This is a genomic window from Pimelobacter simplex, from assembly GCF_024662235.1.
Taxonomy (GTDB): domain Bacteria; phylum Actinomycetota; class Actinomycetes; order Propionibacteriales; family Nocardioidaceae; genus Nocardioides.
Genome location: NZ_CP096276.1, coordinates 1976867 through 1997966, shown reverse-complemented (window position 1 = coordinate 1997966; position 21100 = coordinate 1976867). Strand labels below are relative to the sequence as shown.

Genomic DNA, 21100 nt, shown 5'->3' with positions numbered 1-21100 from the left:
CCCCATGCCGGATCTCGTCGTCGGGTTCGACCTCGACATGACCCTCATCGACACCGCACCCGGGTTCCGGGACGTGCTGCGCGCGCTCGGTGCCGAGCTCGACGTGGAGTTCCCCGTCGAGGAGATGACCCGCCGGCTCGGCCCGCCGCTCGACCTGCTGCTCGAGCCCTACCTGCCGGCGGAGCGGATCCCGGCCGCGGGGGACCGGTTCCGGGCGCTCTACCCGGAGCACGCGATCACCAGCGTTCCGGTGCTGCCGGGGGCGCACGAGGCCCTGGCTGCCGTACGGCGTCGGGGCGGGCGGATCGTCGTGGTCACCGGCAAGTACGCCCCCAACGCCCGCCTCCACCTCGACCACACCGGTCTCGACGTCGACGTGCTCGAGGGCTGGGTCTGGGGCGTCGGCAAGGCCGACGTGCTGCGCCGCGAGGCCGCGTCGGTCTATGTCGGCGACCACGTCCACGACGTCGAGGGCGCGCTCGCCGCCGGCGTCACCAGTGTCTCGGTGCTCACCGGCGGCTGCACCGCCGAGGAGCTCCGCGACGCCGGGACGCACGTCGTCCTCGACGGCCTGGCCGCGTTCCCCGACTGGCTCGACGAGCACCTCGACGGCGGCCTCGGCGCAGCGGCCGTCAGCGGCCCTTGAACTGAGGGGCGCGCTTCTCCAGGAACGCCCGCGGGCCCTCCTTGGCGTCGTCGGAGGAGAACACCGCGGCGCCGACCTTGGCGTCGTCGGCCCAGCACTCCTCCTCGTGCTTGCCCTCGGAGTCGCGCATCGTCTTGAGGATCGCCTGCACGGCGAGCGGGCCGTTGGCGGCGATCATGTCGGCGAGCTCGTGCGCCTTGGCGAGCGCCTGGCCGTCGGGGACCACGTGCCCGATCAGGCCGAGCTCCTTGGCCTCGGGGGCCTTGAGCGTGCGCCCGGTCAGGAGCAGCTCGGCGGCCACCGTGTAGGGGATCTGGCGGGGGAGCCGGACCGCGGAGCCGCCCATCGGGTACAGCGACCAGCGTGCCTCGGCGACCCCGAACTTGGCGGACTCTCCGGCGACCCGGATGTCGGTGCCCTGGAGGATCTCGGTGCCGCCGGCGATGGCCGGGCCCTCGACCGCGGCGATGAGCGGCTTGGTCAGCCGGAAGCCCTTGAGCAGGCCCTTGATCACGGTCGGGTCGTACTCGCCGGACTCGAAGCTCTCCGACGGCGGCTTCTCGTCGGCGGCCTTGAGGTCCATGCCGGCGCAGAAGTAGCCGCCCGCGCCGGTCAGGATGCAGACCCGGATCTCCGGGTCCTCGTTGACCCGGTCCCAGGCCTCCTCCATGATCCGGAGCATCGGCCCGGACAGCGCGTTGCGGCGCTCGGGACGGTTCATGGTGACGACCAGCTTGTGGCCGTCCTGCTCGACGAGGCAATCGCTCATGTGAACAACGCTAGCGAAAAAGTGAAACGTGTTCTAGTGTCGGCCTCGTGGCCCTGAACATCGCCGACCTCTTCGAACACGCCGTCGACGCCGTCCCGGACAAGCCTGCCGTCCAGGTGGGGGACCGCGTCATCTCCTTCGCCGAGCTGGAGGCGGAGTCCAACAAGCTCGCCCACTACCTGCAGGCGCAGGGGATCGGCACCGGCGACCACATCGGTCTCTACGCCAAGAACAGCATCGAGCACGTCATCGCGCTCATCGCGATCCTCAAGGTGCGCGCGGTCGCGATCAACGTGAACTACCGCTACGTCGCCGGCGAGCTGGAGTACCTCTTCGACAACGCCGACCTGGCCGGCCTCGTCCACGACCGGGTGTACGCCGACCTGGTGGCCGAGGTGGTGCCGAAGGTCGCGCCGATGAAGGCGATCATCGCCGTCCCGAACTCGCTCGAGCCCGACGACGCCAGCGACCTGTCCGCCTTCGGCGGGATCACGCTGGAGGAGGCGGTCGCCGGCCAGTCCGACGCGCGCGACTTCGGCGAGCGCAGCCCCGACGACATCCACATCATCTACACCGGCGGCACCACCGGCTTCCCCAAGGGCGTCATGTGGCGCCACGAGGACTTCTGGCGCGTGCTCGGCGGCGGCATCGACTTCATGACGTCGGAGCCGCTCGAGGAGTACGACCAGTCCAAGAAGGCCCTCCAGGACAGCCTGGTCACGCTGCCGCTCAGCCCGCTCATGCACGGTGGCGCCCAGGCGTCGCTGCTCATGCACCTGTTCGCCGGCCAGGTCACCATCCTGGAGCCGAAGTTCGACCCGGTCCGCACCTGGGAGCTCGTCGACCAGCACGGCGTCCAGATGCTGTTCATGACCGGCGACGCGATGGCGGTGCCGCTCATCGACGCCTACGAGGCCGGCGGGTACGACGGCCAGACGCTCTTCGCGATCGCCTCCAGCGCCGCGATCTTCTCCAAGTCGGTCAAGGAGCGCTGGATGAAGGCGTTCCCCAACGCCGTCTTCACCGACTCCGTCGGCTCCTCCGAGACCGGCTTCCAGGGCACCGGCCTGCAGGACGCCAGCGCGCTCTCGACCGACGGCCCGGTCATCTCGCTGCCGCCCACCACGGTGATCCTCGGCGACGACGACCGCCCGCTCGACCCGGCCACCGACGTCGGCAAGATCGGCCGCACCGCCCGCTCGGGCAACGTGCCGGTCGGCTACTACAAGGACCCCGAGAAGTCGGCCAAGACCTTCGTCGAGATCGACGGCGTCCGCTACTCGATCCCCGGCGACAACGCCCGGATCGAGGAGGGCAACCGGATCACGCTGCTCGGCCGCGGCTCCAACTGCATCAACACCGGCGGCGAGAAGGTCTACCCCGAGGAGGTCGAGCAGGCGATCAAGGCCCACCCCGGCGTCTACGACGTCCTCGTGGTCGGCCTGCCCGACGAGAAGTACGGCCAGACCGTGGCCGCCGTCGTCGAGCCCCGCCCCGACGCCACCGTCGAGCTCGACGAGCTGCGGACCTTCCTGCGCGCCCACCTGTCCGGCTACAAGCTGCCGCGCGCGCTGACGATCGTCCCCGAGATCCCGCGCAACGCCACCGGCAAGGCGCAGTACCCCCGGGCCAAGGAGCTCGCGCTCGCGTCCCGGACCGACGACAGCACCGACGACCGCACCGACTCCGTGGAGGCGAACGCCTGATGCACACCGCGCTCTGCGATGCCTTCGGCATCGAGTACCCGATCTTCGCCTTCACCCCCTCCGAGCACGTCGCGGCCGCGGTCTCGCGCGCCGGCGGCCTCGGCGTCCTGGGCTGCGTCCGGTTCAACGACACCGACGAGCTCGACCGGGTGCTGACCTGGATGGACGAGAACACCGACGGCAAGCCCTACGGCGTCGACGTCGTGATGCCGATGAAGATCCCCACCGAGGGGACGTCGGCCGACCTGTCGACGTACATCCCGGAGGAGCACCGCAAGTTCGTCGACGAGACGCTCCTCAAGCTCGGCGTCCCGCCGCTGCCCGAGGGAGAGGGCCGCGAGGGCGTCCTCGGCTGGCTGCACTCGGTGGCCCGCTCGCACGTCGACGTCGCCCTCCAGCACCGCCCCGTCCTCATCGCCAACGCGCTCGGCTCGCCGCCGGTCGACGTCATCGAGCAGTGCCACGAGGCCGGCCTCAAGGTCGCCGCGCTCGCCGGCGCCCCCAAGCACGCGCTGAGCCACGTCGCCAACGGCGTCGACATCATCATCGCCCAGGGCTACGAGGCCGGCGGCCACACCGGCGAGATCGCCAGCATGGTGCTCACCCCGGACATCGTCGACGCCGTCGGGCCCGACGTACCGGTGCTCGGTGCGGGGGGCATCGGCTCGGGCCGCCAGATCGCCGCCTCGCTCGCGCTCGGCGCCCAGGGCGTGTGGACCGGCTCGATCTGGCTCGGCACCGAGGAGTACCGGAACCTGGCCGGCAACAAGGGCTGGGAGACCGCCTTCCTGCGCGCCACCTCGTCCGACACCGTCCGCACCCGGATCTACACCGGCAAGCCCGCCCGCCTGCTCAAGACCAAGTGGACCGAGGCCTGGAGCGAGGACGGCGCCCCGGCCCCGCTCCCGATGCCCCTGCAGAACCTCCTCGTCGCCGACGCCCACAACCGGATCAACTCCTCCGGCGACCCGGACGTCATCTCGATGCCGATCGGCCAGATCGTCGGGCGGATGAACGAGGTCCGGCCGGTCGCCGAGGTGGTCGCCGACCTGGTGGCCGAGTTCGAGGCGACGACCAAGAAGCTGGGTGGCATCGCGGGGATCTGAGCGCGCTCGGGTGGCCGAGCACCCCCACGTCCTAGGCTGACGTCATGACGCGCAACGTCCTGATCGCCGGTGCCGGTCCCGGGGTGAGCGGCTCCCTCGCCCGCCTGTACGCCGCCGACGGCGGCCAGGTGGCCCTGCTCGGTGCCGAGGAGCAGGTGCTCGCCGCCCTGCGCGCCGACGTCGAGGCGGCCGGCGCCGAGGCGCTGACCGCGGTCGTCGACCTCACCGACGACGCGGCGACGCGTGCTGCGGTGACCCGGCTGGCCGAGCAGGTGGGGCACCTGGACGTCGTCCACTTCAACCCGTCGGCCTACCGCGAGAAGGACCCGCTCAGCCTCACCCCCGACGAGCTCCTGGACGACGTCCGGCTCGGGGTCGGCGCCCTGCTCACCGTCGTCCAGGCGGCGCGGCCCTTCATGGGCCCCGGTGGCCGGGTGAGCGCGACCGGCAGCATGGCCGCGGACACCCCGTGGCACGGGGCGGCGTCGCTGGGGGTGCAGAAGGCGGGCCTGCAGAACCTCGTCCGCAGCCTCGACCGGACGCTCGCCGGCGACGGCATCCGCGCCGTGTCGGTGACGGTGCGCGGGCTGCTGGCCAAGGAGGGGCCGTTCGCGCCGGACAACGTGGCGGCGGCGCTGCGGGCGGCGATCGACCAGGACGAGGACTCCTGGCAGGCCGAGGTGCCCTACTCCGGCTGAGGTCGCTGCGGGTCGAGCGACTCGGCGCTCAGAACGCGGAGACGTTCGCCGGCGCGCGCTGCGGCCGGCTCAGCGTCCGTACGACGGCCGCCTGGCCGTGCCGGCGAAGGGCGATGGCGCCGAGGAGGCCGAGGACGTCGGTGACGAGGTCCTCGGGGAACTCAGGCGTGGCGAGACCGACGCTGCTGGCGAGGTCGTCGGCGTGGACCACGATCTCCATCGCCCGGGTCACCAGGAAGTCGCCGGTCGTGAGCGACCATCCCTGCCAGGGGATCCGGACCTGGTCCGGGATCCGGGTGTGGTGCTCGTGCAGGACGGCGGGGAGCCGCTCGAGCGCGGCGGCACCGTGTGCGACGACGTCGTCAGGACCGGCAGCGGCGGCGGCATCGGCGCCCTCGCGCACGGACACGTTCGCCTCGTCGTCGGGACCTGCCTCGACCCAGGCCGCGCGGGCGTAGTGCTCCAGCAGCGGGATCGGCGGCTCTGCGACCGGCTCCAGCGAGAGCAAGCGCACGGTGTGACCGGCCTGCTGGACGAGGTGGTGGGCGAGGCCGCCGACGGTCATGCCGGCGCACGAGCTCTCTAGCGACCAGGCGGCCTTGACCTCCGTGGTGCGCGCGAGGTCCAGGGCGATCCGGGCGGCGTCGACGAAGGAGGCGTGGTCCATGCCAGCAGGCTAGCCACGGTCCCGTGCCGGGCCGTCGATGGTCGACGCGACCACCGCGACCGTGCCAGGGTGGCCCGACGCGGAATCGACATGGGGGTCGGATGATGGCGGACCGGACGACCGGACGACGGCTGGTGCCGGCGCTCGCGGTGGCAGCGGCACTGGTGATCAGCGCGGTGCTCACCGCAGGGACCTCGCAGGCGGACCTGTCGCTCGCGGGGGTGCCGCGCGCGACGTGCGCGCCGGGTGACCTGCCCGAGACGTCGATCCAGGGCCGGGTGCCGGCCGCGGACTACCGCTCGGGCCGGGCGGCGCAGGGCTACCGGTGCAACACCACGGAGGTCGGTCACCACGGCCGGCGCTCGTTCCTGGGGTCGGGCGGCTTCAAGGTCCAGCGCTACACCGACGTCACCGGCCGGACCTGCGCCTACTACGACTCGGCCCTGATGGTCGGGCTCAACGTGCCGGGCCTGCTCACCGGTGGCGCCGGCCTCGGCGTCGTCGTGCTCGACATGACGGACCCGGCCAAGCCGGTCAAGACGGCCAACCTGATCACGCCCGCGATGCTCCAGCCGCACGAGTCGCTCCTGGTCAACCAGGGGCGGGGGCTGCTCGCCGCGGTGATGGGCACCCTGGGCACCGCGCCCGGTGTCCTCGACGTCTACGACGTCAGCCGGGACTGCCGCCGGCCGCGCCTGATGTCGACGACCCTGTCCGGGGTGATGGGGCACGAGAGCGGGTTCGCTCCCGACGGCAAGACGTTCTGGACCGCGGGGGCCGCGGGGTTCACGCTCACGGCGGTCGACCTGACCGAGCCGCGCCGCCCGCGGATCGTCCACACCAAGACGGGCGTCGTCTACCACGGGCTCCGGCTCTCCGGCGACGGCCGCACCATGTACGTCGCCAACATCGGCAGCCCGAGCGGGCGCAACGCCTCGATCATCGACGGCGCCGGGCTCGACATCCTCGACGTGTCGGACGTCCAGGACCGGCGGCCCCGGCCGCAGATCCGCACCCTCTCGCGGCTCACCTGGGACGAGGGATCGATCCCGCAGGTCGCCGAGCCGTTCACCCGCGACGGGCGCCAGTACGTCTTCGAGGTCGACGAGTTCAGCGACCTGTTCGGCGACCTGCGCCGGATCAACTCGCCCCGCAGCCCCGTCGGCGCGGCGCGGATCATCGACGTGACCGACCCGCGGGCGCCGTACGTCGTGTCCAACGTGCGGCTCGAGGTGCACGACCCGGCCGTCCGGAGCAAGGTGATGGACGATCCCGGCGGTCGCACGATCGTGCGCAGCTACACCGGCCACTACTGCTCCCTGCCGACCCGCGCCGAGCCGCGCATCGCGGCCTGCTCGATGATCGGCTCCGGTCTGCGGCTGTTCGACATCTCCGACCTCGCCCGGCCCCGCGAGGTCGGCTACTTCAACCGGCCCGGCCCCGACGGCGGCGCCGCGATGTCGCAGCCCGCGTGGGACGTCGCCCGCCGCCAGGTCTGGTACACCGACACCGACGAGGGCTTCTTCACCGTCGGCCTGCGCGGTCCGGCGGCGGCCCTGCTGGACGAGCGCTGAGGAGCGACGTGGACCTGCGGATCACCTCCGAGCAGCACCTCGACGAGGGTCTCCTGGAGCGCCGGTTCACCCTGGGGGACGTGCCCGGCATCCTGTGGACCCCGGCCGCGCCGGGTCCGCTCGTGCTCCTGGGGCACCCGGGCGGCGTCGAGGCGATGTACCCGCGCCTGCTGGGCCGGGCCCAGGCACTCGCCCGGATCGGCGCCGCCGCGGCGACGCTCGAACTCCCCGGCAGCGGTGAGCGGCCCCGGCTGTCGGTCGTGGACGGCGCCCGTGCCGACCTCCGCACCGCCCTCGCCGCGGGCGAGCCCGTTCCCACCGACGTCATCGACCGGCTGATCCTGCCGCTCGTCGACCAGGCGGTCCCCGAGCTGCGCGCGGCCATCGACGCGCTCCTCGCGCTGCCCGGGATCACCGGACCGGTCGCCTGCGCCGGTGGCGTGATCTCGATCGGCGTGCGCCTCGCCCGGGTGGAGCCGCGCCTGGTCGCCGCGGGACTCTTCGCCGGCAGCTTCGTGCCTGCGGCGATCCTGGACGAGGCCCGCGAGGTGACGATCCCGCTGCACGTGCTGCTCCAGTGGGACGACCAGGGCAACGACCGGCAGGCGGCACTCGACCTGTTCGACGCCTTCGGCTCCTCGGAGAAGACGCTGCTGGCCAACCTGGGCGGGCACACCGGCGTCCCGGCGCACGCCGGCGACGACGCGACGCGCTTCTTCGCACGCCACCTCGGCCTCGCCCGCTAGGGCGTGTCTCCCCAGCCCGCGCCTGCTGCGCGGCGCTTGCGACTCGATCTGGCGGCGTTCTCGCCGACTCGACGGGTATCCGGCCCGCCTTCGCGACTCGGCCTTGCCAGATCGGCCGCAAACGCCGCTCGCGACGGCGCGGACTGGGGAGACACGCCCTAGGCGTACGACGTCCCGCGCTCCTCGCGCACCCACACTCCGTCGCCCGCCACCGGTACGCCGTCGGCCGCCAGGGTCCGCTTGAGCACCTTGTTGGTCGCGGTCCGGGGGAGCGCGTCGACGACCCGCACGTAGCGCGGCCACGCCTTGCCCGACAGGTCGGCCTGGGCGGCCAGGAACTCCTCGAAGGCGCCCGGTGCCAGCGCGGAGCGCAAGATCAGCGCGCACGCGACCTGGTCGCCCACCTTGGCGTCCGGTACGGCGTAGACCGCCGCCTCGCCGATCGCCGGGTGGCGCAGGAGGATCCGCTCGATCGGTGCGGCGGCGAGGTTCTCGCCGTCCACCCGCAGCCACTCGCCGGAGCGGCCGGCGAAGTAGATCCAGCCGTCGGCGTCGCGGTAGGCGAGGTCGCCGGACCAGTACATGCCGCCGCGCATCCGCTCCGCCTCGGCTGCAGCGTCGTTGTAGTAGCCGGCGAAGGCACCCGAGCCGGTCGTGTTGACCAGCTCGCCGATCGCCTCGTCGGCGTTGACGAGGCGTCCCGCGTCGTCGAAGCGGGCGTCGGGGACGACCTCGCCGGTCTCGGGGGAGAGGACCGCCACGCCGGGCAGCGGCATGCCGAGTGCGCCGGCCGGCATCCCGGCGCGGCGCTGGACGATGACGGCGTTCTCGGTCGAGGAGTAGGAGTCGATCACCTCGCAGTCGAAGCGCGTCGCGAAGGCGGCGATGTCCGCCTCGTTGGCCTCGTTGCCGAACACCAGGCGCAACGGGTTGGCGGCGTCGTCGGGGAGCGCCGGCGTGGCCAGGACGTAGGTCAGCGGCTTGCCGACGTAGTTCGCGTACGTCGCCCCGAAGTCGCGGACGTCGGGCAGGAAGCCCCGTGCCGAGAACCCGGCGACCGCGAAGGCAGCGCCGGTGGTCAGCGCCGGCGCCCAGCCCGCCATGACCGCGTTGGAGTGGAACATCGGCATCGACACGTAGTGCACGTCGTCGGCGCTGAGCCCGAGGCGCCCGACGAGGTGGGTGCCGGGCCCGGTGATCTTGTCGTGGGTGACCCGCACGGCCTTGGGCGACCCGCTCGTGCCGCTGGTGAAGATCAGCATGAAGAGCGACGCGGCGGTCGGTGCCGCGTCCGGGAGGGGCACCTCGGCCGGGTCGGCCAGGGCGGCGAGCGCGGGCTCGTCCGAGTCCACGACGACCTGGCAGTCGGCGAGTGCCACGTCGGCGTCGAGCGCGGCTCCCCGCCGGGTCGTGTTGAGGCCCACCAGCACGTGCCCGCCGAGACCCGCCGCGGCCAGGTGCAGCGCGAAGGCGGGTCCGTTGGGCAGCAGGACGCCGACGTGCGGCGGCAGCGCGGGATCCAGCCGCCGCTCGAGCGCGGCCGCGAGGCGGGCCGCCGTGGCGACGTACTGGCGCCAGGAGAGCTCGCGGACCGAACCTGCTTCCCGCCAGCGCAGCGCCGGACGATCGTCGTCAGCGCGGGCGAGAAGCAGGTCCCGGACGGTCATGCGAAGGAGCGGCCGATCGCCAGCGCCTGCTCGGTCGCGCCCCCGAAGAGGAACTCGAACCGCTTGCCGCTGGTGAAGTAGCGGTGCGCCTCGCCGTCGAGGTCGATGCCGACGCCGCCGTGGACGTGCACGGTGGTGTGCGCGATGCGGTGCCCGGCGTCCGCGGCCCAGAGCTTGGCGGTCGCGACCTCGGTCGCGGCCGGCAGACCCTCCTGGAGCCGCCAGATCGCCTGCCACAGCGTCAGCCGCTGGCCCAGGACGTCGATGAAGCCGTCGGCCAGGCGCTGGGAGACCGCCTGGAAGGTGCCGATCGGGCGGCCGAACTGCTCGCGGGTCTTGGCGTACTCCGCGGTCAGGCGCAGCGCGCCCTCGGTCACGCCGAGCTGCTCCGCCGCGGCGAGCGCGACGAGCAGCTGGCCCAGCCGCTCGGCCGTGTCGGCGCCGCCGACGAGGGTGGCGGGCGCGCCCGACAGCGTGACGAGCGCGGCCGTGTCGCCGTCGCTGGTCTTCTGCGCGGCCCGCTCGACGCTGGCCCCACCGGCCTCGACCAGGTAGACGCCGACGCCGGACGGTCCGGTCGCGGTGACCAGGAAGGCGTCGGCCGCCATCCCGGCCCGGACCAGGGTCTTGGTGCCGGTCAGGGCGCCCTCGGCGTCCGCGGTCACCGTCGGCGCGGCGGGCAGGTGGGCCCGCTCCTCGGCGACGGCAGCCGTGTAGAGCCGGTCACCGGGCGCGACGCCGGCGCCGGAGAGCAGGGCCGTGCAGGCGCCGTGGACCGCGAGCGGCACCGGGGCGACGCGCTGGCCGGCCTCGACGAGCACGCGGGCGAGCTCGATCAGGCCGAGGCCGGCGCCGCCGTGCTCCTCGGGGAGGTGCAGGGTCAGCAGGCCCGCGTCGTCCAGGTCCTTCCAGAGGCCGCGGTCGAAGCGGTCGCCGCGGGCCTCGACCTGCTTGAGGCGCTCGTTGGCGGTCTGGTCGCCGATGATCCGGGCCGCCAGCTCGGCGGCCTCGTCCTGCTCGGGGGTGAAGAGGAAGTCCATGTCGGGGTCCCTATCGCTTCGCGGCCGGGAGGCCGAGGCCGATGTAGCCGATGATGTCGCGCTGGATCTCGTTGGTGCCGCCGCCGAAGGTCATCACCAGCGACGAGCGGTGGAACCGCTCCAGGCGCCCGGCGAGCACGGCACCGGGGGAGTCGACGGTCACGCCGGCGTGGGGGCCGACGACCTCCATCAGCGACCGGTAGACCTCGGTGGCCAGCTCGGAGCCGTAGATCTTGGTCGCCGACGCCTCGGCGGGCGACAGCGCGACGCCGTGGTCGGCGTCGGCGGCGAGCTTCCAGTTGACCAGCGTGAGCGCCTCGATCCGGGCGTGCGCGCGGCCGAGCGCGATCTGCACCCACTCGGTGTCGATGACGCGCGTGCCGTCGGGGTTGCGGGTCTCGGCGGCCCAGTCCTTGACCAGCGTCAGCGAGTGCTGGAGGGGAGCGGCCGAGGTGAGGGCGACGCGCTCGTGGTTGAGCTGGTTGGTCATCAGCGCCCAGCCGCCGCCGCGCTCGCTGATCAGGTTGGACGCTGGCACCCGCACGTCGGAGTAGTACGTCGCCGACGTGCCCACGCCCGCGACGGTGTGCACAGGCGTGTAGGTCACGCCGGGCGCGTCGGCCGGGACGAGGATCATCGACAGACCCTTGTGGCGCGGGGCGTCGGGCTCGGTGCGGCACGCCATCCAGAGCCAGTCGGCGTACTGGATGAGGGAGGTCCACATCTTCTGGCCGTTGATGACCCACTCGTCGCCCTCGAGCGTCGCCTTGGTCTGCAGGGACGCCAGGTCGGTGCCCGAGCCGGGCTCGGAGTAGCCGATCGAGAAGTGCAGCTCGCCGGCGAGGATCTTCGGGAGGAAGAACTCCTTCTGCTCGTCGCTGCCGAAGCGCATGATCGTCGGGCCGACCGTGTTGAGGGTCAGGTACGGGATCGGGACGCCGGCGATGGCGGCGACGTCGGTGAAGATCAGCTGCTCCACCATGGAGCGCGCCTGGCCGCCGTACTCCTTGGGCCAGCCGATCCCGAGCCAGCCGTCCTTGCCGATCTGGCGGATGACGTCCTTGTAGACGCCGGCCTCGCCGAACTCGCCGGTGGCCGACGCCAGACCGGCGCGGATCTCGGGAGTGACGAGCTGGGCGAAGTACTCGCGGAGCTCCTCGCGCAGGGCTACCTGCTGCGGCTCCAGGTCGATGTGCATCGGGTCTCCTGTGACGGGTGCTCGGGACGGCCGGTTGTTGTCAGCCTAACGGCAAAACTGTAACGTGTTCTACATGACCGACACCCGCATGCTCGATCAGGGGACCACGCCGATCCGCTTCGCGCGCGGATGGCACTGCCTGGGCCTGGCCTCGGACTTCGCCGACGGCAAGCCGCACGCCGTCCACGGGTTCGGGACCAAGCTCGTGGTCTGGCAGGGCGGCAACGGCGAGCTCAACGTGCTCGACGGCTACTGCCGGCACATGGGCGGCGACCTGACCCAGGGTGAGGTCAAGGGCGACCACATCGCCTGCCCGTTCCACGACTGGCGCTGGGGCGGCGACGGCAAGTGCAAGGAGATCCCCTACGCGCGGCGCGTGCCGCTGCGGGCGCGGACCCAGCGCTACGAGACCGTCGTGCGCAACGGCCAGCTGCTCATCTGGCACGACCCGGAGGGCTCGGCGCCCGACCACGCGATCCTGCCGCCCGAGCTGCCGGACGTGATGTCGGACAAGTACACGCCCTGGTCGTGGCACACCAAGGAGATCAACGGCTCGCACTGCCGCGAGCTGATCGACAACGTCGCGGACATGGCGCACTTCTACTACGTGCACTTCGCCTTCCCGACGAGCTTCCGCAACATCTTCGACGGGCACACCGCCACGCAGTTCATGGAGTCGAAGGGCCGGCCCGACACGATGGGCGGCGGCTACGGCGACGAGAACTCCACGCTGAAGTCCGTCGCGACGTACTACGGGCCGTCGTACATGATCAATTGGCTCGAGGTCGACTACAAGGGCTTCATCACCGAGGTCATCCTCATCAACTGCCACATCCCGACCGGGCCGCAGTCGTTCACGCTCCAGTACGGCATCAGCGTGCGCAAGCCCGAGGGCCTCGACGAGAAGACCTGCGCCTACATCGCCGAGCGCTACACCGAGTCGTTCGGTGACGGCTTCCTCCAGGACGTCGCGATCTGGGAGAACAAGGTCGCCGTCCAGAACCCGCTGCTGTGCGAGGAGGACGGCCCCGTCTACCAGCTGCGCCGGTGGTACGAGCAGTTCTACGTCGACGTCGCCGACATCGCGCCCGAGATGACCGACCGCTTCGAGTTCGAGGTCGACACCACCAAGGCCAACGAATACTGGCACGCCGAGGTCGCCGACAACCTCGCCCGGCGGGCGGCCGCGGAGGCCGCCGCGCCCGCGGACGCCTGAGAGCGGGGTCGATCCTGGTGGCCTCCTTCGTCCCGACCCGTGACGAGACCCTCGATGACCTGCGCCGCTACACCGAGGACCGCCTCGTCGACGTCGCGTGCCTCGACTGCCTGGCCAAGGTCCGGGTCAAGAAGAACAGCGACCACCAGACCTCGGTGCAGTGGAACGCGGAAGCCCGGGCCGATTGTCAAGAGTTCCAGCGACGAGGCCAGGCGCCCGGAGGGCGGGACGTGCACAAGCCCTGTGCTCGGTTGATGGCTAGCATCGACGACGCCGTTCGGGCCGGAGCTGTCCCGATCGGTGCGTACGACGGCTACTGAGCCATCTTTTAGTAGGGGAGTTCCGTGGACATCGAGTCCTTCGTGCTGGACGTCGTCGGAGTGGTCGAGGAGACCGCCGACGCGAAGTCCATCAGCTTCGCCGTGCCCGCGGGCGCGGAGGAGAAGTTCGACTACAAGCCCGGTCAGTTCCTGACCGTGGCCGTGCCGAGCGACCAGACCGGTATCGCCGCGCGCTGCTACTCGCTCTCGAGCAGCCCGCACGACGGAGGCCCGCTCACGGTCACCGTCAAGCGCACCGCCGAGGGCTACGCGTCCAACTGGATCTGCGACAACCTCGCCGTGGGCGACACGCTGCGCGTGCTGCCGCCGTCCGGCATCTTCACGCCGGCCTCGCTCGACGCCGACCTGCTGCTCTTCGCGGGCGGCTCCGGCGTCACGCCGATCATGTCGATCACCCGCACCGCGCTGGCCCACGGCTCCGGCCGGATCGTCGTGTTCTACGCCAACCGCGACGAGAGCTCGGTCATCTTTGCCGCCGAGCTCACCCGGCTCGCGGCCGAGCACCCCGACCGGCTCCAGGTCATCCACTGGCTCGAGTCCGTCCAGGGACTGCCGACCGAGGCGCAGATGCGGGCCTTCGCGGCGACGTACGGCGGCTACGACTCGTTCGTGTGCGGCCCGGCGCCGTTCATGAAGATGGTCACCACCGTGCTCAAGGAGCTCGAGGTGCCGCGCAGCCTGCGCCACCAGGAGAAGTTCGTCTCCCTCGGCGGCAACCCGTTCGGCGACCTCGCCGAGCTCCAGGAGGCCGAGGCCGAGATCGCCCTCGCCGAGTCGGACGACGACGGCCCCGGGGCCGACGTCTTCTCCGACGCGCCGGCCGGGCCGGTGAAGGTGGAGGTCGAGCTCGACGGCGAGGAGTTCACCTTCGACGACTGGGACCCGCGCACCAAGCTGCTCGACTTCCTCGAGAGCAAGGGCGTCAAGGCGCCGTACTCGTGCCGCGAGGGGGAGTGCTCGGCCTGCGCGATCCGGCTGCTCGAGGGCGACGTCAAGATGCTCTACAACGACGTGCTCGACAAGGACGACCTCGACGACGGCATCCGGCTGGGTTGCCAGTCGGTGCCGCTGACGGACACGGTCAAGATCACCTACAGCTGACCGCCTGAGGCCCGCCAGGTGGAACCGGCGGGCCTCAGAACGTGCGGTTTGGTCCCAAACCGCAATGCAGCAGCCGGATCAGGCGGGGTGGGCCGCCAGGCACTTGTCAAGGCGCGCCTGGGCGTGCAGGACCCGCTGGGCCTGCGCCTTCTTGGCCTTCTTGACGGTCGCCTTCTTCTCCTTGGCCAGCGCCAGCGTGGCCTTGGCCGAGCGCTTCTCCTTGGCCGTGTCGGCCGCCTTGACCGCACCCTTGGCCTCGCGGACCTTGGCCTGCTTGGCCGCGAACCTCGCGGTCAGGGCATCGAGCTTGGCCTCGGCCCGGTCGAGCTGGGTCTGCTGGGTGGCGCAGGGCGCCTTGGCCGGCGTGTCGGCGGCGACCGCCGTGGCGACGGGCGCGGCGCTCAGGCCGAGGGCCAGCGCGGCCACCGTGACGGCGGCGTGCTTCCTGAGGTTCATCCGGGGCTCCTGGGGAGATCGGGGACTGCTGTCACCGAGTACATGTCTCCGCGGAGCGCGGTTGTTACCTCCGCCCGCGTCAGTGGCTGCCGGACACGCAGAACAGGTTGCCGTCCGGATCGCTCAGCGTGACCCAGCGGAAGCCCGGCATCTCGTGGTCGCCGACGTGCCCGGCGCCCGCCGTGCGCAGGGCGGCGACGGTCGCGTCGAGGTCCTCGGCGACGAAGTCGACGTGCACCCGGTTCTTGCCCGGGGTGGGGTCCTCGACCTTCTGGAAGCCGAGCCGCAGGCCGCTCGGCAGCGCGACCATGACGAACCAGCCGTCGTTCTCCTCGACGATCTCGCCGCCGGTGTGCTCGGCCCACCAGCGGCCGAGGGTGAGGGCATCGGTGGTGTCGACGGTGATCATGGCGGGGGAGAGGGTCATGGGGACGAACGTAGCGGCGACCGGGGACAGTGTCGGCGGCCCGTGGGAGGGTCGCCCCATGAACGCCGCTGCCCCCGGCCCCGACGGACTGCCCCGCTGCCCGTGGTCGCTCTCGCCCGACGAGCTGCCCTACCACGACGCCGAGTGGGGCTTCCCCGTCGCCGACGACCAGCGGCTCTTCGAGAAGGTCAGCCTCGAGGCGTTCCAGTCCGGGCTGAGCTGGCGCACGATCCTGGTCAAGCGCCCCGCGTTCCGCACCGCGTTCGCGGGTTTCGACCCCCAGGCGGTCGCGGCGTTCGACGACGGCGACGTCGCCCGCCTGCTCGCGGACGCCGGCATCGTCCGCCATCGCGGCAAGATCGAGGCCACCATCAACAACGCGGCCCGCGCGATCGAGACCGCGGCCGAGCACGGCTCGCTCGCGGCCTACCTCTGGGGGTTCGAGCCGGCCGCCGCCGACCTGGGCGAGCCCCAGACCCTCACCACGTCACCGGCCGCGATCGCGCTGTCCAAGGACCTCAAGAAGCGCGGCTGGAAGTTCGTCGGACCCACCACGATCTTCGCCTTCATGCAGGCGATGGGTCTGGTCAACGACCACGTCGCCGGCTGCGTCGTCCGGGCCGAGGTGGCCGCGGCGCGGGCGGCCTTCACCCCGCCGCGCTGAGCCAGTCGGCCAGCAGCGCCACGGTGTCGGGCACGAACTCCTGCTCGCCGAGCATCTCGCCCAGCCGCGTCACGCTCACCCACGCGCCCCACGCGACCTCCTCGGGCTGCCAGGTGATCGGGCCGTCGTACACGCAGGTGTAGGCGAACGCGTGGTACGTCGTGTGCTCGTCGGCGTAGTCCGCCTCGCCGAGCGGGGTCAGCTCGACCCCGTGCACGCCGAGCTCCTCGAAGGCCTCGCGCACCGCGGCGTCGTACGGGATCTCGCCGGCCTGGAGCACCCCGCCCGCCGCGAAGTCGTGGCGGCCGGGGAAGACGTCCTTGGTGTCGGTGCGCCGGTGCACGTAGATCTCGCCCGCGCTGTTGCGCACCACGACGAGCGTGGCGGCGTGGCGCAGGTTGCGCGCCCGGACCTCGGCGCGCGGGGCGACCTCGCCGGTCGGCCGGCCGTCGGCGCCGTAGAGGGCGACGGGCTCGTCCGCCGGGGTCACCGGCTCACCAGCCGCGCTCGCGCCACTCCGCGAGGTGCGGGCGCTGCTCGCCGAGCGTCGAGTCGCCCCCGTGGCCGGGGTAGAACCAGGTGTCGTCGGGCAGGGTGCCGAAGATCTTGGTCTCGACGTCGTCGATGAGGCTGCGGAAGGCGTCCGCGTCGCCGAAGGTGCCGCCGACGCCGCCGGGGAACAGCGAGTCGCCGGTGAACAGGTGTGGGTGACCGGCCGGGTCGCGGTAGAGCAGGCAGATCGAGCCGGGCGTGTGACCGGTGATCCGGATGACCTGGAGCGCGCAGGTGCCGACCATGACCTCGTCGCCGTCGCTGACCCTGCGGTCGACGCTGACGCCCGTCTGCTCGGTGATGGCGTCCGCATCGGGGTCGCCCGCGACGACCCCCGCCCCCGACGCCCGTACGACGTCCGCCAGGGCCCGGTGGTGGTCCCAGTGCTGGTGGGTGGTGATCACGGTGGTCACGCCCTCGTCGCCGATCAGCGGGAGCAGGGTCTCGGGCGCGTCAGCGGCGTCGATGAGCACCTGGGAGCCCGTGTCGTGGCAGCGCAGCAGGTAGCAGTTGTTCGACATCTTCTCGTCGACAGCGACCTTGGTGATGGTCAGGTTCGCCAGCTGCCGGACCGCGGGGGCGCCGCCGACGGTCACTTCTCCGGTGTAGGTCACGTGCCGATCCTAGGTGCAGGCTCAGGCGCCGGTGGGGTCCGGGAGCGCCCCGGTGCTGCTGACCACGGCGTCACCGGCGTCGCGACCGGTGGCCCACCAGGCGAGCGGGCCGACGGGGCCGGTGACGGTCGCGGCACCGTCGGCGGGGGTGCCGAAGGTCCATCGGGCGGGCTCGTCGGTCGCGACGGCGTGGAAGCCGGTGCCGGCAGGGCCGGCGTACTGGCGGGTGGAGTGGGTCAGGAACGCGAGCGCGGTGGTCGGCGGCCAGTCGGAGGCGGTGTAGCCGGCGCCGAGGTCGGCGTGGTGGATCTCGACCTCGCGCAGGCGCAGGAAGGGCACGTTGTTGGCCGACATCTGCCGCCCGCCGGGGGTCCGCTCGAACATGGTGCCCTCGGGCAGCACCGTGGCCACGTCGTGCACCTGGTCGAGCCCGGCGACCGCGGCGCGCAGGCGCTCGAGGATCGCGGCCGGGCCGGCCGCGGCGACGAGGTCGTCGATGTCGCCGTCGCGACGCTCCTCGGAGACGTACATCGTGCGCGGCACGCCGTCGCGCAGCCCGCGCAGGATCCCGCCCAGGCCCTCGGCGTTGAGCGCGAGGTGGGCGAGGACGTGGGCCCGGGTCCAGCCGGCGCACAGGCTGGGTGCGGCCCACTCGGCGTCGGAGAGGGACGCGGCGGTGGCGAGGAGGCGCTCGGACGCGGCGGAGAGAGTGGTCACCGGGCCATCATGCACCGCGGCGGCGGCGCCCGCGGGGAGGCGTTGTCGGTGCCGGGTGAGAGGGTGGTTCCCGGCGCGCTGGCTTGCCTGTGCGACGTACCATGGCGAACACTTGTTCGAAGATCCCCGACCCACCCAGCGACCCTGCAAGAGGACCGGTAGTGACCGATCAGCTGATCATCCGCGGCGCCCGTGAGCACAACCTCAAGGACGTCTCGATCGACCTCCCGCGCGACTCGCTCATCGTCTTCACCGGCCTGTCCGGGTCGGGCAAGTCGAGCCTGGCGTTCGACACGATCTTCGCCGAGGGCCAGCGCCGCTACGTCGAGTCGCTCTCGGCGTACGCCCGGCAGTTCCTCGGCCAGATGGACAAGCCGGACGTCGACTTCATCGAGGGTCTCTCGCCCGCGGTCTCGATCGACCAGAAGTCGACCTCCAAGAACCCGCGCTCGACGGTCGGCACGATCACCGAGGTCTACGACTACCTGCGCCTGCTCTACGCGCGCGCCGGGCGGGCGCACTGCCCGACCTGCGGCGCGCCGATCGAGCAGCAGACGCCCCAGCAGATCGTCGACCGGATGCTCGACCTCGACGAGGGCACCCGGTTCCAGGTGCTCGCGCCGGTCGTGCGCGGCCGCAAGGGCGAGTACGTCGAGCTGTTCAAGCAGCTCCAGGCCCAGGGCTTCTCCCGGGCCCGGGTCGACGGCGAGACCCACAACCTCGACAGCCCGCCGACGCTCGACAAGAAGCTCAAGCACACCATCGAGGTCGTCGTCGACCGGCTCGCGGTCAAGGCCTCGGCCAAGCGCCGGCTGACCGACTCGGTCGAGACCGCGCTCGGGCTGGCCGGGGGACTGGTCGTCTTCGACCTGGTCGACACCGGCCAGGAGCTGAAGTTCTCCGAGAAGATGGCCTGCCCCAACGAGCACCCGATCGAGACCGACGACCTCGAGCCGCGCTCGTTCTCGTTCAACTCCCCGTTCGGCGCCTGCCCGTCCTGCTCGGGTCTGGGCACCCGGATGGAGGTCGACCCCGAGCTCGTCGTCCCCGACCCCACCGCGACGCTCGCCGAGGGCGCGCTCCAGCCGTGGAGCCACGCCCACGTCGCCGACTACTTCGGCCGGCTCCTGGTCGCGCTGGGCGACGAGCTGGGCTTCGACGTCGACACCCCCTGGGAGCAGCTCACCACCCGCGCCCAGCGCGCGATCCTCGACGGCCACGCGACCAAGGTCCACGTCGTCACGCGCAACCGCTACGGCCGCGAGCGCTCCTACTACGCCGACTTCGAGGGTGTGCGCAAGTACGTCGAGCGCCGCCACCGCGAGGCCGAGAGCGACACGAGCCGTGAGCGGTTCGAGGGCTTCATGCGCGAGGTGCCCTGCCCGGTATGCTCCGGCAGCCGGCTCAAGCCGGTCTCGATGGCGGTCACCCTCGGTGCCAAGGACAAGGGCGGCAAGAACATCGCCGAGGTCTGCGCGCTGCCGATCAACGAGACCGCGGCCTACCTCGCCGACCTCGACCTCTCGGCCCGCGAGCGCCAGATCGGCGAGCGGGTGCTCAAGGAGATCCAGGAGCGGCTCAACTTCCTGCTCGACGTCGGCCTCGACTACCTCTCGCTCGACCGGCCCTCGGGCTCGCTCTCGGGCGGCGAGGCCCAGCGGATCCGGCTCGCCACCCAGATCGGCGCCGGCCTGGTCGGCGTCCTCTACGTGCTCGACGAGCCGTCCATCGGCCTGCACCAGCGTGACAACCAGAAGCTCATCGAGACCCTGGTCCGGCTCAAGGACCTCGGCAACACCCTCATCGTCGTCGAGCACGACGAGGACACCATCCGGGTCGCCGACTGGATCGTCGACATCGGCCCCGGTGCCGGCGAGCACGGCGGCCAGGTGGTCCACTCCGGCACGGTCAAGGAACTCCTCGAGCACCCCGACTCGATGACCGGGCAGTACCTCTCCGGCCGCCGCGAGATCCCCGTGCCCGCCGTACGCCGTCCGCGCACGGTCGGCCGCGAGCTCAAGGTCCTCGGCGCCCGCGAGCACAACCTCAAGAACGTCGACGTCGCCTTCCCGCTGGGCGTCTTCAGCGCGGTCACCGGTGTCTCCGGCTCGGGCAAGTCGACCCTGGTCAACGACATCCTCTACACCTCGCTGGCCAAGCAGATCTACAACGCCCGCGCCATCCCCGGCCGGCACCAGAAGATCACCGGCCTCGAGCACGTCGACAAGGTCATCCACGTCGACCAGTCGCCGATCGGCCGCACCCCGCGCTCCAACCCGGCCACCTACACCGGCGTCTTCGACCACGTCCGCAAGCTGTTCGCGCAGACGCCCGAGGCCAAGATGCGCGGCTACCAGCAGGGCCGCTTCTCGTTCAACGTCAAGGGCGGCCGCTGCGAGGCGTGCGCCGGCGACGGCACGATCAAGATCGAGATGAACTTCCTGCCCGACGTCTACGTCCCGTGCGAGGTCTGCCACGGCGCCCGCTACAACCGCGAGACGCTCGAGGTCCACTACAAGGGCAAGACCATCGCCGAGGTCCTCGACATGCCGATCGAGGAGGCCCAGGACTTCTTCGCCGCGGTGCCGCCCATCGCCCGGCACATGAAGACCCTGACCGAGGTCGGCCTCGGCTACGTCCGCCTCGGCCAGCCCGCGACCACCCTGTCCGGCGGCGAGGCCCAGCGGGTCAAGCTGGCCGCCGAGCTCCAGAAGCGCTCGACCGGCCGCACCGTCTACGTCCTCGACGAGCCGACCACCGGCCTGCACTTCGAGGACATCCGTAAGCTCCTCGGCGTCCTGTCCGGCCTGGTCGACAAGGGCAACACGGTCCTGGTCATCGAGCACAACCTCGACGTGATCAAGACCGCCGACTGGATCATCGACATGGGCCCCGAGGGCGGCTCCCGCGGCGGCACCGTCGTCGCCGAGGGCACGCCCGAGGAGATCGCCGCGGTCCCCGAGAGCCACACCGGCCACTTCCTGCGCCCGCTGCTCGACGGCCGCGGGGCCACCCAGCCCGGCGCGCCCCAGCGCGCGCCCAAGGCGGCCGCCGACGCCAAGGGCCCGGCGGCCAAGAAGGCGAGCGCCGCCAAGAAGACCGCGGCCCGCAAGGCCGCCGCAGTCAAGAAGGCGACGACCGGGACGGCCAAGACGGCGGCGGCGCGCAAGCGCAAGGCCTAGTCCCGGCCGAGGT

General features: G+C 71.9%; 21 protein-coding genes. 11 read left to right on the top strand and 10 right to left on the bottom strand.

Annotated features, from left to right (window positions below):
• Positions 1-4 precede the first annotated feature (4 nt).
• Positions 5-646, top strand: a complete 642-nt coding sequence (locus M0M48_RS09670) for an HAD family hydrolase (protein WP_257750958.1) — start codon at positions 5-7, stop codon at positions 644-646.
• Here M0M48_RS09670 and M0M48_RS09665 read toward each other — a convergent pair.
• Positions 633-1415: a crotonase/enoyl-CoA hydratase family protein gene (locus M0M48_RS09665; RefSeq protein WP_215815801.1), complete on the bottom strand. Its 783-nt coding sequence runs from the start codon at positions 1413-1415 to the stop codon at positions 633-635. The genes M0M48_RS09670 and M0M48_RS09665 overlap by 14 nt on opposite strands.
• Before the next feature lie 47 nt (positions 1416-1462).
• Between M0M48_RS09665 and M0M48_RS09660 the strand changes: the two genes are divergently transcribed.
• The 3 genes from M0M48_RS09660 to M0M48_RS09650 are packed head-to-tail and all read left to right on the top strand — an operon-like array spanning position 1463 to position 4925.
• The gene (locus M0M48_RS09660) at positions 1463-3121 is read left to right on the top strand and encodes an acyl-CoA synthetase (RefSeq protein WP_215815802.1); all 1659 of its coding nucleotides are present in this window, start codon (positions 1463-1465) and stop codon (positions 3119-3121) included.
• Entirely contained in the window at positions 3121-4227 is a 1107-nt protein-coding gene (locus tag M0M48_RS09655) for an NAD(P)H-dependent flavin oxidoreductase (RefSeq protein WP_215815803.1), read from the top strand. Before M0M48_RS09660 ends, M0M48_RS09655 begins: the two co-directional genes overlap by 1 nt.
• A gap of 44 nt (positions 4228-4271) precedes the next feature.
• Positions 4272-4925 carry an SDR family oxidoreductase gene (locus tag M0M48_RS09650; RefSeq protein WP_257750957.1) on the top strand — a complete coding sequence of 218 codons (654 nt, stop codon included), beginning with the start codon at positions 4272-4274 and terminating at the stop codon, positions 4923-4925.
• Between the two features lie 28 nt (positions 4926-4953).
• On the opposite strand, the gene M0M48_RS09645 is transcribed toward M0M48_RS09650, so the two are convergent.
• Complete coding sequence (locus M0M48_RS09645; protein WP_257750956.1) at positions 4954-5592, bottom strand: maleylpyruvate isomerase N-terminal domain-containing protein; 639 nt, start codon at positions 5590-5592, stop codon at positions 4954-4956.
• Between the two features lie 104 nt (positions 5593-5696).
• Here M0M48_RS09645 and M0M48_RS09640 point away from each other — a divergent pair, with 104 nt between their 5' ends.
• On the top strand, positions 5697-7166 hold the full coding sequence (locus M0M48_RS09640; RefSeq protein WP_257750955.1) for an LVIVD repeat-containing protein: 1470 nt from the start codon (positions 5697-5699) through the stop codon (positions 7164-7166).
• Between the two features lie 8 nt (positions 7167-7174).
• A complete protein-coding gene (locus M0M48_RS09635) occupies positions 7175-7912 on the top strand; it encodes an alpha/beta hydrolase (RefSeq protein WP_257750954.1) in 738 nt (245 codons plus the stop codon).
• Between the two features lie 158 nt (positions 7913-8070).
• Here the strand turns inward: M0M48_RS09635 and M0M48_RS09630 are convergent, their stop codons facing one another.
• Genes M0M48_RS09630 through M0M48_RS09620 form a run of 3 tightly spaced genes read right to left on the bottom strand, consistent with a single transcriptional unit; the run spans position 8071 to position 11817 of the window.
• Positions 8071-9579, bottom strand: a complete 1509-nt coding sequence (locus M0M48_RS09630; protein WP_257750953.1) for an AMP-binding protein — start codon at positions 9577-9579, stop codon at positions 8071-8073.
• A complete protein-coding gene (locus tag M0M48_RS09625) occupies positions 9576-10619 on the bottom strand; it encodes an acyl-CoA dehydrogenase family protein (RefSeq protein WP_257750952.1) in 1044 nt (347 codons plus the stop codon). The genes M0M48_RS09630 and M0M48_RS09625 overlap by 4 nt, the downstream gene beginning before the upstream one ends.
• A gap of 10 nt (positions 10620-10629) precedes the next feature.
• Positions 10630-11817 carry an acyl-CoA dehydrogenase family protein gene (locus M0M48_RS09620; RefSeq protein ID WP_215815810.1) on the bottom strand — a complete coding sequence of 396 codons (1188 nt, stop codon included), beginning with the start codon at positions 11815-11817 and terminating at the stop codon, positions 10630-10632.
• Between the two features lie 73 nt (positions 11818-11890).
• Here M0M48_RS09620 and M0M48_RS09615 point away from each other — a divergent pair, with 73 nt between their 5' ends.
• Genes M0M48_RS09615 through M0M48_RS09605 form a run of 3 tightly spaced genes read left to right on the top strand, consistent with a single transcriptional unit; the run spans position 11891 to position 14475 of the window.
• Positions 11891-13033 (top strand): aromatic ring-hydroxylating dioxygenase subunit alpha, encoded by a 1143-nt coding sequence (locus tag M0M48_RS09615; RefSeq protein ID WP_257750951.1) that lies wholly within the window; start codon positions 11891-11893, stop codon positions 13031-13033.
• Between the two features lie 17 nt (positions 13034-13050).
• Positions 13051-13353, top strand: a complete 303-nt coding sequence (locus M0M48_RS09610; RefSeq protein ID WP_257750950.1) for a hypothetical protein — start codon at positions 13051-13053, stop codon at positions 13351-13353.
• 24 nt (positions 13354-13377) lie between these two features.
• Positions 13378-14475 (top strand): ferredoxin--NADP reductase, encoded by a 1098-nt coding sequence (locus M0M48_RS09605; RefSeq protein WP_257750949.1) that lies wholly within the window; start codon positions 13378-13380, stop codon positions 14473-14475.
• 78 nt (positions 14476-14553) lie between these two features.
• On the opposite strand, the gene M0M48_RS09600 is transcribed toward M0M48_RS09605, so the two are convergent.
• Together M0M48_RS09600 and M0M48_RS09595 are read right to left on the bottom strand one after the other, a co-directional pair.
• Positions 14554-14931 (bottom strand): hypothetical protein, encoded by a 378-nt coding sequence (locus M0M48_RS09600; RefSeq protein ID WP_257750948.1) that lies wholly within the window; start codon positions 14929-14931, stop codon positions 14554-14556.
• A 79-nt stretch (positions 14932-15010) separates the two neighbouring features.
• Positions 15011-15358, bottom strand: coding sequence for a VOC family protein (locus M0M48_RS09595; protein WP_257750947.1), 348 nt, complete (start codon positions 15356-15358; stop codon positions 15011-15013).
• A 58-nt stretch (positions 15359-15416) separates the two neighbouring features.
• Between M0M48_RS09595 and M0M48_RS09590 the strand changes: the two genes are divergently transcribed.
• Complete coding sequence (locus tag M0M48_RS09590; protein ID WP_257750946.1) at positions 15417-16022, top strand: DNA-3-methyladenine glycosylase I; 606 nt, start codon at positions 15417-15419, stop codon at positions 16020-16022.
• Here the strand turns inward: M0M48_RS09590 and M0M48_RS09585 are convergent.
• The 3 genes from M0M48_RS09585 to M0M48_RS09575 are packed head-to-tail and all read right to left on the bottom strand — an operon-like array spanning position 16006 to position 17905.
• Entirely contained in the window at positions 16006-16512 is a 507-nt protein-coding gene (locus M0M48_RS09585; RefSeq protein ID WP_257750945.1) for an NUDIX hydrolase, read from the bottom strand. The two genes, M0M48_RS09590 and M0M48_RS09585, sit on opposite strands and share 17 nt — an antisense overlap.
• A 4-nt stretch (positions 16513-16516) precedes the next feature.
• The gene (locus M0M48_RS09580; RefSeq protein WP_257750944.1) at positions 16517-17188 is read right to left on the bottom strand and encodes an MBL fold metallo-hydrolase; all 672 of its coding nucleotides are present in this window, start codon (positions 17186-17188) and stop codon (positions 16517-16519) included.
• Positions 17189-17209: 21 nt separating this feature from the next.
• Positions 17210-17905 (bottom strand): maleylpyruvate isomerase family mycothiol-dependent enzyme, encoded by a 696-nt coding sequence (locus tag M0M48_RS09575; protein ID WP_257750943.1) that lies wholly within the window; start codon positions 17903-17905, stop codon positions 17210-17212.
• A 161-nt stretch (positions 17906-18066) separates the two neighbouring features.
• Here M0M48_RS09575 and uvrA point away from each other — a divergent pair, with 161 nt between their 5' ends.
• The gene (uvrA, locus tag M0M48_RS09570) at positions 18067-21087 is read left to right on the top strand and encodes an excinuclease ABC subunit UvrA (protein ID WP_257750942.1); all 3021 of its coding nucleotides are present in this window, start codon (positions 18067-18069) and stop codon (positions 21085-21087) included.
• The last annotated feature ends 13 nt before the right edge of the window (positions 21088-21100 follow it).